The sequence below is a fragment of the Microseira sp. BLCC-F43 genome, from assembly GCF_041929235.1.
Lineage (GTDB): Bacteria > Cyanobacteriota > Cyanobacteriia > Cyanobacteriales > Aerosakkonemataceae > Microseira.
The window spans coordinates 34,984-48,946 of sequence record NZ_JBHFNP010000315.1; the positions used below are offsets into that span (position 1 = coordinate 34,984).

General features: G+C 45.6%; 7 protein-coding genes. All 7 read right to left on the minus strand.

Annotated elements, in window-relative coordinates:
- Positions 1-219: 219 nt before the first annotated feature.
- Positions 220-7,356, minus strand: a complete 7,137-nt coding sequence (locus ACE1CM_RS42375) for a CHAT domain-containing protein (protein ID WP_374885313.1) — start codon at positions 7,354-7,356, stop codon at positions 220-222.
- A 558-nt stretch (positions 7,357-7,914) separates the two neighbouring features.
- Positions 7,915-9,297 carry an FAD-dependent oxidoreductase gene (locus ACE1CM_RS42380; protein WP_374885315.1) on the minus strand — a complete coding sequence of 461 codons (1,383 nt, stop codon included), beginning with the start codon at positions 9,295-9,297 and terminating at the stop codon, positions 7,915-7,917.
- A 78-nt stretch (positions 9,298-9,375) separates the two neighbouring features.
- Positions 9,376-9,828: a prepilin-type N-terminal cleavage/methylation domain-containing protein gene (locus ACE1CM_RS42385; protein WP_374885316.1), complete on the minus strand. Its 453-nt coding sequence runs from the start codon at positions 9,826-9,828 to the stop codon at positions 9,376-9,378.
- 28 nt (positions 9,829-9,856) lie between these two features.
- Positions 9,857-10,846: a CHAT domain-containing protein gene (locus tag ACE1CM_RS42390; protein WP_374885318.1), complete on the minus strand. Its 990-nt coding sequence runs from the start codon at positions 10,844-10,846 to the stop codon at positions 9,857-9,859.
- Between the two features lie 75 nt (positions 10,847-10,921).
- Positions 10,922-11,923 carry a pentapeptide repeat-containing protein gene (locus ACE1CM_RS42395; RefSeq protein ID WP_374885320.1) on the minus strand — a complete coding sequence of 334 codons (1,002 nt, stop codon included), beginning with the start codon at positions 11,921-11,923 and terminating at the stop codon, positions 10,922-10,924.
- A gap of 21 nt (positions 11,924-11,944) precedes the next feature.
- Positions 11,945-12,697 (minus strand): pentapeptide repeat-containing protein, encoded by a 753-nt coding sequence (locus tag ACE1CM_RS42400; protein WP_374885321.1) that lies wholly within the window; start codon positions 12,695-12,697, stop codon positions 11,945-11,947.
- A 342-nt stretch (positions 12,698-13,039) separates the two neighbouring features.
- Entirely contained in the window at positions 13,040-13,954 is a 915-nt protein-coding gene (locus tag ACE1CM_RS42405) for a DUF1822 family protein (protein WP_374885323.1), read from the minus strand.
- Between the last annotated feature and the right edge of the window lie 9 nt (positions 13,955-13,963).

Sequence of the window (13,963 nt, forward strand, 5' to 3'; positions counted from 1 at the left end):
GAAAAATCATCGCTTTGCAATCAGAGAGCGCTGCCAGAAACCCGGTTTCTCGGTCGTCTACGCGCCGAGGTCATTACCTTTGTTTCTGTCAAAATCTCTGGTTGCCAAATCGATGATTTTTCCTAGATCCCCCCGTAGCCCCCAATGCCTTGGGGGGTTGGGGGGATCCCCCCGTAGCCCCCCAAGGCATTGGGGGTTGGGGGGGATCGATCCCCTTCCCTACCAAGGACTTCCAATCATCGTAAAACCTGCCCAATAAAAGGGATGTGCCAAAGTTTTATCTCCCAACTGTGCTAATTCTGGCGGGAGGGAAACAGAGGACAATCCCGGAACTTGCAATTGACCCCCTTGCAGGCGTACCTGTCCCCTCAGCATGGCAATTTGTGCTTCCCTGAGTGCATCTGCTTTAATTGCAACTCGCTTTAATTGTGGATAAAACTCACTCATCAGTGCTAACGTGGCGGCATCGGATACATACCACAAACTGGCTAACGCTGTTTTAGCGCCCGATGCTACCGCCAATCCTCCAAACCCCAACTCAGCTTGTTCATCTCCTACCGCTGTGCGACAGGCACTCAATACTAATAATTCCACAGGTGGTTTATTCCATCTCAATTGCCGCAATTGGTCTAATTTGAGTTGGGTGTCCCACAGCTGAATGTAAGAGTTATTGGGTTTTCCGGGTTTGAATTCTCCGTGAGTTGCTAAGTGAATGATGCCAAAAGGTGTAGCTGCACGTTGGGATTTAAGATTTGCCAGGGTGAACTGTTCGTTGAGAAATCCTTTACCCGACCACTCGTTAGTAATGGTAGATAATTCTACTGGGACGGCAGGTAACGGATTTAACTCTTTAAATTCTGATGCACCCATTGCCAGAACTTGGGCGCTCTTGATATCGCCAACGCGAGTATCGGTTAAATTAATGCTGGGAATTAAGCTGATACTGTACTTTTCTACCAGAAACTGTTTCCCGTCGTACAAAGCGGCGATGGGAAGAGTTCGCAAACCAGCATCCAATGAGAATGCGATCGCATCTATCCCCCTCGCTTGCAATTCGGCTGCCAAAGGTGCAATTAACCACTGATATAGTTGTTGCGCCGGTGCTTTGTAACTATCAGTGTCCCTTTCGTTGGGATCGGTGATCGTTTGACGAAATTCTCTCGCCAATTGCAGCACAACTTCGCGCTTCGCCTCTGGAACCCTAACGTAAACGGTTTGGCAATTGCGGCGCAAAACCTCGCGCCTCGCCTCTGGCACGCTTCTGTCAATTGATTTGCAATTGGGAGTGACTAACACTAAATCTAATTGTTGTGGGCTAGCCAATACGTAAATAACAGCCACTTTTTTCCCCGTGCGTTCGGCAATTAAGCCCAAAATCTCCCCTATTTTTTCCAGCGATACTGGACTCAAAGGCAGTTGCGAGATATTCCCTTCAAAGTAATTGGCAAATTCTTGTTGTCTGAGTTGCTCAATCAGCGATACTGCCTGTTCTATGTTCCCCCTTTGCAGTGCCTGAGTAATATTGTCTCGCATAGGCTCAGTAGTATCAATAGATACTCTGCTCGCGACTGCATTGTTTGCCTCAATCGGCGCAGTCGTTTCCCCCTCAAGGTCGGTTCCAATTCTGGTTTCGTTTGCAACTTGCCCACCGCCACTATTGCCGCCACCCGGATTATTAGGATTAGTCGGATTGTTTGGATTCCCCGGATTAGTCGGATTAGTCGGATTGTTTGGATTCCCCGGATTAGTCGGATTAGTCGGATTGTTTGGATTCCCCGGATTAGTCGGATTGGTGGGATTGTTTGGATTCCCCGGATTAGTCGGATTGGTGGGATTGTTTGGATTCCCCGGATTAGTTGGATTAGTCGGATTCCCCGGATTAGTTGGATTAGTTGGATTAGTTGGATTAGTTGGATTAGTTGGATTAGTTGGATTAGTTGGATTAGTTGGATTAGTCGGATTAGTTGGATTAGTTGGATTAGTTGGATTAGTGGGATTCCCCGGATTAGTTGGATTAGTTGGATTAGTTGGATTCCCCGGATTAGTTGGATTAGTTGGATTAGTGGGATTCCCCGGATTAGTTGGATTAGTTGGATTAGTGGGATTAGTTGGATTAGTTGGATTAGTCGGATTAGTTGGAAGCGGACTGTTGCCGGGGGTTGTAATGACTTGGGTTAAACCCTGGGTAAAAGGTCCAAAATAAGATCCGGGTCTTACAGTTTCTTCCGAACCAGTGCCAGCTGTAATGTTGCCTCTGGTGCCGTTATTCGTAGTATCAACCGTGTTGCCGTTGTTCGGGTCGCGCTGCACGACAAAGGCGGTGTTTGCCCCTCCCCCATGTCGAATTGCAATCGACCCGCCGCCAGTTCCTCCGGCGGTGGAGATGCTAGATTCTATATCATTTCTATCTGTGAAAATACCCAAAGCGCGGAAAAACCGTGCGGTGGTAATGTCCACGCTACCGCCTCTACCCCTTTCGCCACCTTGGGCGTTGATCGAGTCAACTTGGATGTCGCCTTCGGGATCGAGGGAGACGTTGCCGCCATTGCCGATACTGGCACTGGAATTGATTTCCCTGGTGGTAATTTGAACGGGTGTTTGAACGGTAATTGTCCCACCTTTGGTAGTGCCGGATGCATTGAGATTTCCCGCTGTAATGACTCCCGCTTCACTCTTGAGGGTGATGTTACCGCCAGCACCCGCTGTGGAACTGGAAGTGATGTTACCTGTAGTAATATTGCCAGCTGCATTCAGCGCGATCGCTCCCCCATTCCCCTCGTTATTAGAAGCATCCAGCTTCCCTGCACTGGTATCGATCGTCCCGCTAGTGCTGGTAATTCCCATCCCCGCTGGCGCAGTAATATTGCGAGTATTTATGTTTCCATTCGCACTCATGGTGATGGAGGCGTTACCCTTTCCGGTAATGGTTGCGGTGGCGGCGATCGTTCCCGATCCTGTTTGAATTGTTACGGGGTCTTTAAAAGTAACGTCCTTGGGGATGGTAATGCTGGCGGTGCTATCTGTACGACCGATGGTAATCGAACTAAAGCCATCTTGGAAAGCGTTAATCTCTGCTGCTGTTAGGTCGAGAGTTGCAGCACCTGTGTCGGTAGCACTGCCGAGTGCGATCGCTCGATCTTTTGCCAAAGGTTGCAAAGTCAGGTTACCTTTCCCCGCCACCGTACCGCCAAAGTTAATTTCGTCACCCGTAAGGATGATATTACCGACAATTTCGACGTTATCGTTATAAATTTGACCCGCATCTGCGGTTGTAGTCACGTTACCCTTGATTTGAGTCGTTCCACCGGGATTAGTAGTGACGCTAGCAGCATTAACTGTACTGTCAAAGCGAGTTGTGCCGGTGCTGTTAAGAATCAAATTGTTCAACGCAACGGTATTACCGACAGCACCTTTAAATGTGATGTCCCCCTTCCCCGCATCTAGCAGCAGGTTATACTTGCCATTGACCGTACCGCCAAAGGTAATATTACCCGAAGAGTTGCCGCAGATGTAATCCGGACCAATAATACAAACGGCTAAATTATTTGTTAGAGCAATCGGGGCATTTAATTCAACATTATTGGCTCGCGTTTGGATATTTCCGGTTGTAATATTATCGGTAGCGTTGAGGGAAATCAAACCGCCTTTGGGTGCATCTAAAATGCCTCCACTAGCAGCGTTAAGATTGCCTGTCGTAATCCTACTGGCATTGTTGATCCGGATATCGCCACCAACTTTAGAACTGACGTTAGAATAGCTGTCGATATTACCCGTGGTGATGCTGCCGCCTTTAGCATCCAAGGTAACGTTACCGCCACTACCTACAAAGAAAGTTCGCGATTCTAGATTACTTGTAGAGATAGCACCGCCAGCGGTAGTGATGCTGATACTTCCTCCATCTCCATCGGCAGAACCAGTTAAAATATCGCCGGTGGTAATTGTGCCGGTGGGGGATAAAGTTGTCAAAGAAACTAAACCACCGTTGCCGATGGAAATTTCAGACTTAATTGTGCCTGCCTTGGTATTAATATTACCGCTGGTGCTGGTTATAGTAATCGGGCGACCTGGATTATTAATATTGTTAGTGGTAATATTTCCATCGACTTTCAGGAGAATGCTGGCGTTGTCTTGTCCGCTAATGGTAAAACTATTCGTCGAGAGCGAACCCCCTGCACCAGAAGCGTTCAAAATTATGGGATCGTTGAAGGTAACATCATTGGCTAAAGTAATAGCACCGCTGGTGCTGCTGCCACCGATAATAATACCCCCAAAGCCATTAACTAAAGAAGCTAATTCAGATTGGGTAATGTCTAAGGTATCTTTGCCGGTATCGCTGATGCCGTTAATTGCAATATTTTGACTTGGGGTTGCTGCTTGCAGCTGGAGCGTTCCCCTACCCTTGATTGTAGGGGTAGTTTCCGTTGCCAACCCAACAAAGTCAATTTCATTAGCCTTGAGGCTAATATTACCACTACCGGGTGCGCCTGTTGCATCGATGCTATCGGTGGTAATAGTATTGCCAGCATTGAGGGTAATATTGCCGCCACTAATAGGAGCAGTAGAATTTATCAGACCTGTAGTGATGTTACCAGAGGTGGCAGTTAATCCGATCGCTCCTCCACTCCCCTTGTCCGATTTAGTTTCTAAACTCCCCTCAGTAGTATCGATATTGCCGCCGCTGCTGATAATATTAATATCCCCACTCTTACCGCTACCAAATGCTCGCGAATGAGTCGAACCTGTGGTGATATTGCCAGCAGCTTTCATCGTAATATTGCCGCCATCGCCGCTGTTAGAGTCGGCGGACAAAATCGCACCAGCGATATTAATTGCTCCCCCACTGCTACTAAGGATAATATCGCCGCCTTTACCAGCACCATCGGTGTCTGCTGATAAAATATTGCTATTAGTAATATCGCCAAAAGCTTCAAAGGTAATTGTACCGCCATTGCCTTTAGTGGTAAAACCGGCTAGCACATTTCCTTTGGCATTAATTGCTCCTGCTTTGCTAATTAGGGTAATATTACCGCCATTGCCCAATCCAGATGTGTAGGAAGATAGTTCAGAGACGGTAATATTGTTTTTGGCGGTTAGAGCGATCGCGCCTCCAGTGCCACTAATTGAAGTCGAGTTGATATTACCATTCACCGTAATATCATTATCAGCTTGGAGCCGAATTGCTCCCCCATTTCCACTTTCAGCACTGCTGTTTACTTGCCCATCTATCGTAATCGAACCCCCACGACTGGTCAAATTAATCGCTCCACCCTCTCCACTATTATTATTCGGAACGTTGAGCGATTGAGACAATATCTCTCCCTTAATGATGATGTTGCCGTTGCTGGCATCTACCGTAATATTTCCACCGTTGCCTGGTGTACTTTCACCTGTATAAACAGCAGAAAATGTATGTAATTTATTGACAATAATGTTACCGTTAGTTGTGGTAATGCTAATCGGTCCGCCATTGCCCGCCTTACCTGTACCAGGAACATCTCTAGAGCGAGATTGTATCGGGTTGCTTGCCACAATATCGCCGTTAGCTTTAATAGTAATCGCACCCCCACTGCCAGCAGGGGTGGTAACTTCAGCCAGGGTAATTACTTTACCTGCAATATTAATCCCACCTTTTGTAGCGGTCAAGTTAATATCGCCGCCCTTGGGCAAAGGGGTACGATTATCGACTGTAATAGCTCCAATATTTAAGCTAGCACCTGAAATCGATACAGCACCCCCCTGTGTTTGGATAGTGTGCCCCGACTTCATCGAAAAAGAGCCAACTCCATCGTTATCTGTATCTGCTTTAAACGCAATCGACCCAGTAATAGCTTTGAGGTTAAGAACGCCGTTGCTTAAACTTTCAATCGTAATATTATCGGTTGCTTCTAAAATAATGTTGGCGTCATCTGGTAAAGATTCAAGTGCGTTTTCCGATATGGTGAAAGTTGCACCTGGACTATCACCTGCCAGGATTTGCTTATCCGCCAATTCGCCATCGTTAGTTGCTCCACCCCCGCCGACGATTGTGATATCTTTCGGGTCGAGCAACAGCGTCCCGGTCTTGCCATTCGGTGCAGTCAAATCGACTTTTCCGGCAAAAAACAGAGTATCTTTCCCCGATATTTCTACAAATCCACCATTCCCCGAATTGCTGCCACCTTTAGCACTGATGCTGCCATAAAAATCCGTGGCTTTATCCGCCCAAACAATCGCCCTGCCGCCATTTCCTACCGTAAAACTATCAACCGAAATCGCCGAATTTGCATCTACAAAAGTGCGAGACGCATTGGGGACAGTGCCTTGTCCGCGATAGTCTCCCCCAACCAAAACATTCCCGCCGCCATTTGTCCCGGAAGCGTTAATATTGGCACCAACTAATCCAACTTTATCGCCTAAAACTTGTACCGTTCCTCCGGTCTTTCCAGAAGTATCCAAATTTCCCGCTACAATCGTTGTACCCGCATCTGTCGGGATGGAAATTCCCGAACCCGTTAGCATGACTTGTCCCTTTTCGTTAAGGGTTACACCCGTGGCATTTCCCCCACTTCCACCTGTGAGCAATTGCGGCAAAGATAAAATTGGTAACGTCCATTGATTCGGTTGATTTCCACCCGGTGCTGTCACATCCAAACTGAGTAAAAATCCCGGTTGAGAAAGTCTCACCGTTCTTTCTCCCGGTACAGAGAGAACCGTAATTTGTCCCGCTGGTGCTGTCAGCTGTCCCGTATTAACAACCGTACCGCCAACTAACGCCAAATTTTGCCCAGTTCCTACGGTCAAATTTCCGGCGTTGATAATGCTTCCCGGTTGACTCATCGTGAAAGCAAATGCATTCGGCGTACCATTTAAAATGTTATAATTATTAGTACCTGTCGCATTAAAAAAATTATTTCCAAACCCAATCCCGTTTGCCGTCGTCGCAATAAAAGAAGCGGGAACGTTTAAACTTGCACTAGAACCAAAAATAATCCCAGCGGGGTTGATTAAAAATAAGTTGGCATTGCTACCAACAACCTGAATTAAACCATTAATGCGGGAAGGATCGCCGCCAGTAATTCTACCTAAAATATTGCGAATTTCAGGTATAGATATAAAGTTAGCAGTTTGACCGGAGTCGAGGTTAAATTGAGTGAAACTGTGGAAGAGGTTGGTGCGATCGCCTGAAGTTTGCCCGCCCGTAATATCCAAACGGTTACCATCGGGCGTGACAACCGTATTTGTGCCGTCTGGTGCTGGTACAATCGGTTGTGCCGATGCGGATTTGACACCAAATGGTGTCACAATCGAAATTGCTGCGAGTAACACAGCAGCTTTTCTGACCGTGGGGAATGATTTCTTTGAAATTGGGGAGGTCATTTAAGTTAAACACCGGAGAAAGGAATTGGGCAAGTTTTAGCCTCTTATGTCCACGATAGCTCGCGATCGCTAAGAGCGTAAACATGTAGCAACTTGTGGTTCTGGTTGATATCATGTCCTTACGTATCGGTAGTGTATGGATGGCTAATTGCTAATTGCTAATTGCTAATTATAGTATTTTTCCTGATTTAGCCATTAGCGATTAGCTATTAGCAGTTACACAACCGTTGCAAGAGGACATGACATGATTGTCAAGATTGGCTTCTTGGCATAGGGTCAAACCTCCCCAACACCCGATTATTACCCGGAGTAGATGACCGCCAAACTTGCTTAAATTCTCCACGCGCAACACTGAGGGTATAATAACCCAAGTTGCTAGTTACATCCTTTGACAAAGAAACTTTGGCGCTCGCTCAAAATCGTGGGTTTGACAGGGAGAAATCGACGCATCACCTTTGTTTATGAATGGGTTGGTAGTAGGTGCTTAAGCACCTACTACCAACCCAATTACCAATTACCACCTGGAAAGCTTATAACTAGCAACTTGGGTTTCTCTGGTTAGCATTGAACGCGCACAGGGCATATCCCTAAACCAATTATGCGTGCTGGGAGGTCGCGCAGAATGGGTAGGCGCAAAAATGCTGGTGGAGTTAACGATTGATTGGGGTCGAGGGCGCGGGCAAGAAGTTGCTGCTGGACTAAAGACTGAAATGCCTGGATAATCCGAGTAGGCCACTCGCGCTGTCGTTGAACTGCGGCTAAATCCCACAGATGCAATCCACCCCGTTTGAGCGGTTCGCTTAATATATTTGCGGTTACAACTGCATCTTGAACTGCATAGTTAATACCAACTCCCCCAACTGGGGACATGACGTGGGCAGCATCGCCTATTAAAAGCAGTCCGGGACGATACCAGCGGGGGAGGCGGCTAGATTCGACGGAGAGAAAGGCAACTTGCGACCAATCTTGTAATTGTTCTACGCGATCGCTCAATTCCAGTACCACCTCAACGACCGATTTTCGCAGCACCTCCAAACCCGCAGCACGCAACTGTTGATACCCGCCTTTGGAAATCACGTAAGCAATCTGCCACTCATCACCGCGATTGAGCAATACTACAATTCGACCGCCACCAAAGCGCCCCATTCCACCTTCCCCATCTTCTGGTTTGCGGGGTAAGCGAAACCACAGAACATCCATCGGCGGCGAAGTTTCAATCGGTTGAAAACCCGCCAGTTGTCTCACTTTGGAGTGGCGACCATCTGCACCAACTGTTAAATGCGCCCTCACTTCGTGCCATCCCCCATGTCCTCGATATCGCACACCTCGAATTAGTCGATTTTCCTCGATTAATTCCTGCACATTCGCCCCCAGCACCAGTTGGAAGTTGGGATAGCGTTTCGCTTCTTGTGCAATAAACTCCAGAAATTTCGCCTGGGGCATCATCGTAATGTATTGGTAGCGAGTTTTCAGGCGACTGAAGTCGGCGAATTGGATTGAACCGTTGGGGGTTGTTACCGTAATATGACGCATCTTGGCGTGAGGCAGTTGCAGCAAGCGTTCTGCCAAACCGAGTTGATCCATAATTTCCATCGTTGATGGGTGAATTGTATCCCCCCGGAAGTCGCGGTCAAAATCTTTGTGCGTCTCCAGCAACATCACCGGAATGCCTTGGCGCGCCAGCAGCAGCGATAAAACCACACCCGCAGGACCACCCCCGACGATGCAGCAAGTTGTCTCGGCTATGTCGATAATGTCATGGACTGGGACTGGTATTTCTGTTTTTAATTGGGTATTCATGGGTTTTAAATCGTGAGAAAAAATCGCTCCCCCCAAACCCCCCAACACAGCGGGGGGCTTTTTATACGACAGTAGCCCAGAAGCGAGCGATCGCGCTTCGCCCACCTGTCTGTTTTGCAGGTTGATTTTGCAGGGTTCCAACGATGTAGGGGCACGGCGTGAGAGAGATTTTGCCTGCTTTCCCAAGGGTGTCTCGTGCCGTGCCCCTACAACCATCGATTACGGACATCGTGCATAATAAGTTGCGATCGCTTCATCTACCGTTTTAGCAGGCCAAGCGCCGCAGGTCACCATACTTCCCTGTTTAAAATACACGCCGCCGCCATAATAAGGTAGACGTTCATTTTTAGGCATTGCTACATGAACCGCTATTTGACCGCGATTTAAAATTACAACCAAATAGATGTAATTGGTTGTTTCTGACGAATCTATAGACCTGCTAAAGATTGAATTTTCACCGTAGTAACTCTGTTGATTTTTATTAAGATAGTTAATTTTTGCTATGGCTTCAACTTCTCTCGCTCTGTCTGCCATTCTGAGGAAAGAAGGTAGTGCGATCGCTGCTAAAATACCCAAAATAAAAATGACAATCAGCAATTCTAGCAAAGTAAATCCTTGATTCTGATTTTTTGCCAGGTAAATTAGCAAAAACTTAAGCTTGAAGTTATTCATATTTTCCTCAACCAAAAGAAGTAAACGGTTACTTATCGAACGGTTTAGCTAAGTATTGCCATTTTTGGGGAACTTCGGCTTGATTTTGACAAATTACTGGCAACCAACTCGCACAGGGAAAGTAAAAGTCTTTATCTTGTAAAATCTGCCTTGCTTGTCGCATTGAGACGTATAAAGATTCACCGATAGCAAAGTTTTTGAGAAAATTATTGAAGAATTCTTGCGCTACTATATCTGGCACTAGCTCGCGCATTACAATCATTTGGGGAACGTACAAATTAGCCAGCCCACGCGCGAATCCTAAACCGTCGCAAGAGTTAAAGATAGCTAGTTGCAAACCTCGCGCGATCGCAGCTTTTAAAGCATGTTCTATTTCACCAATTGTTAGCTTTTCTGTTTCGTTAATCTCTATCCATCCATCGCTACCATCCCATGTGCTGGAACTATGTCCGGAATAACAGAGGATGTCCCAGCCTTGTTCGTCCCATAAATATTTATTAAATTCGGCGCGATTAGGCTTGACTAAAAAGACAACTTCTGTATTCGGGAGGGTAGCAAGCGATCGCTTGTCTGCGTCAAGGTTGAGATGGGAATCGCTTCCCAGTATTGCCAATATTCTAATTTTAGTTCGGTGTCGCTCTAATTTTATCGCCCGATCTGCCGCTGTACGACTGATAGCAGCTTCTGCTTTGGGGTAGCTATCAAAAAAATCCCACAAATTCCAAGGAAGGCGTCGCAGTTGGAGATTTTCTGTTTCGATAATTATCCGTATTTCGTCATTCGGGTTGAGTTTTTCCCGGAGTTTATTGACTGTTGGACGAAAGATTTCTGAATTTAGCCAAAGGTTAAAGTTTGTTTGAAATTTAGCGGCTAATTCGTGCAAATTTTGCTTATGTTCGGTTTCGGAATGTCTGGTTATTGCGGGTTTGGGTTTGATGCGATCGCTTCCATCCCTATTTTTATAATAAACTTCCCGCCAATCCTGATAATTCTTCACAACTTCTGTCGCATCAGGCAATTTTCCCTCAAATTTGACTGGATAACGATTTTCATCTTACCAAGTTTGTACCTTAACTATTACAAAGTCTTTTTCCTAATCTAAATTCAGCATCACTACCCTATCTTTACAAGTAGCTTCTATCTGTTGAATTACTGCTTTCATCTGATTAGTTTCTCTTTCTTGACGTTGCCTCCATCCTTCTAATTCTTGAAATTTATCCTCTAATTTTAACTGCGTATCGTATATTTGCACAAACTCGCTATGAATTTTAAATTTATCTGCCTCCGAAGGAACGCGAACTTTAACGACAACAACGCCATCGCCTTTATTCTCAATACTTTGAACGCATAATTGAATATCTTCGTTTTGAACTTGTACTTGACTAAAAGAGCGGGTAAAAGCCGTCCAGTTAATCCCATTGCGGAATATTAAATCGACAGTCTCCACCACCTTTTGAAACAGCATGGTAAATTCTCCCGGTTTAAATTCGCCACTATTAGGACGACGTTCGCGATCGTCGGTTCGAGGTCTGGGATGTTCTAGCAAATAAACATATCGACAATCAACCCATTCCAGGTTAGTAGTGTTGTCAATATTCCAAGTTCCCAAACCACAAGCACCAGTAAATTTAGCTTCTTTAAAATTAGTCCCAATTGCTTGAGCTTGGGTTAAATTGGCATTCTCTAAATTGGCAGCTTCGAGAGTTGCTTCGCTCAGATCGGCTTCTTTGAGATTAGCATTGCTGAGGTCGGCTTTGATTAGATTAGCGCCTCTGAGAGAAAAATTACTATAAGATTTATTACAGCCATCGCCGCTGACTAGCAAATCGCGAATTTGTGGCTTTTCTAATATTGTCTGGCTTAATTTAGCCCAGTCAAGCTTTTTACTCAAATGCCAGAGAGTGCGGGTTGTATTTGCTGTTGTGAAATCGGTGCTTTTGAGGATAGCATGACTAAAATTGGCCTCGGTTAAATTGGCATCGCGAAAGCTGGTTCCGCCGATAACAGTGAGTGCGATCGCTACCTGACGAAACCAAGTATAATTTTCATCTTCTACCAGAACTTTTCGGGCAATATAATAACTTAATATCGCCAAAACTCCAGCAAAGATAGTCGCTCAAGCAATAACTCCAATTTGAGAGGGAAGATTGTTAAAGTATCTAGCTGTATTTCGGGTAACAATTCCCGTAGCGATGACAGCAATAGCCATTGCTTCAGCCATAATTAAAAATTCAAACTTCTCGGCGACAACCGTTCCCAAAACCACGGCTAAAGACAAAGTAGCCAATACAATCAGCGTTGCTACAACAGAGATAGCTAAAGGCACAATAATAGCAGCGATACCGACATCCGTTCTACCGCTGGCAGCTTCGATAAAGTTGATAGTTCTAAAAGCTCTAACCCAGCTAAAAAACTGATTTCGATCCGTTCCAATAGCAGCTAAAATCCCAATTGCAGGTACGACTATGGCAACTGCAACCGCGACAATTGAGAAAGCTTTTTGGATGCCTTGGCGCAGCGAAACGAATAATAAAGCTAAATTCACAGATAAGAGCAGCAAAAAGCAGATAAATTCTGGAATATTCGGACTCTGATCGGGAGGTCTAGGTATTAAAAACTTGACTGGTTCATAAGCAGCAAAAACAGTAGTCGCACCCGATACTGCTGATAGAATTGCCGCGAGAATTAACATAGTTATTTCCCACTGGGGTTTCATTCCCGCTTGAGCATAACTAAAATCGGCATCTGTGAGAATAGCACCTGTAAAGTCAGCACCTCGAATATCTGAATAGGAGAAATCGCAATTGCTAATATCTTCGCTTTTAAAAGATTTCCCTTGTAGATTTTGGTAGCTGTAATTGTGGGACATATAAGAAACCTTCTCGCTTCTCACTTCTCGTACTTCTCGTCTTCTCGTTCCCAGGTAGAACCTGGGAATTCTCGTTCCCAGGTTCTACCTGGGAATGCTATTTGGAGGCTCCGGCCTCCCAGGAAAAGAATATATTAGAACTTACGCAAAATTTATACACGTAGGGTGCGTTAGCGATAGCGTAACGCACCATCCACCATATTTAGTGTCGCTGCGTAAGTCCTGTAAATATAACGAGGCTCTGCCTCTAGGTATGCGTTCCCAGGCGGGAGCCTGGGAACGAGACTATAACGAGGCAGAGCCTCTAATTATGCGTTCCCAGGCGGGAGCCTGGGAACGAGATTACAAGCAAAAATCTTGGGTTATGCTTGCTTCTTTCAACGCGACAGTGATGCTGAACTTTTCTCCTGATTCTGCACTAAAACGCTGTTGAATAAAATTATCCTCATCTTGGGCTTCAGCGTCAAGAACTGCTTCTCCCGACGCATCTTTTACTATCAACTTCACCCCCGGTGGTAAATAAGTTTGACCTTTAACTGGATGCACTTGCACCCGGATATCTACTTCCTCATCACTCTCAGGTGAGGGAATAACTATCAATGCTACTGACTGTTTTTCCAGTTGCATTTCCAACTCAATTTGCTTACCCCGCGTCAGGCTAACGCCATCTCTAAACCCAAATGCCAGAGCAATTTGTTCTTGACTTAATAGCTCGTCAATTGTCAACCAACCCGCTTCAATAATTCCCTCTAACCATTGTTTCAAATTGACAGATTCAGGTTGTAACTTTTGAGACAAAAATTCAATCAAATCTTCCAGCGATCGCAGTTGACTCAAAGGTACTTCTTCAGCGGCAGTTTGAGTAAATCCCAATATGGTTGCTTGTTTCAAAGATTGGTGTAGCTGCACGGCTACGTAGCCAATTTTATCTGACCAAGCATCGGGCGGAATCTGACAAACTTCTGCATCTGGCAAGACGGGACGACATTCTATTTTGCCGATTTGTTTAATTTCTAAATCGGCTACGTCCAAAAATTTCAGCATGACTGGATTGTAACTATCGCTGATTTCCCAATTCGTCTCAAATGCCATGCACTGGAGATAAAAATTAACCGCGTACACGGCGAGGGTATTGAGATAAACTTGTTTGGCTTTTTTTTGATTCGCTAGCGGTTTGCTCAACTGTTGGGCGAGGGAATGCGCTTCAAAAGAGAGCGGAACTGTAAAAGTTAATCGTTCGGTAAGTCGGCTCATCATTAACATCTC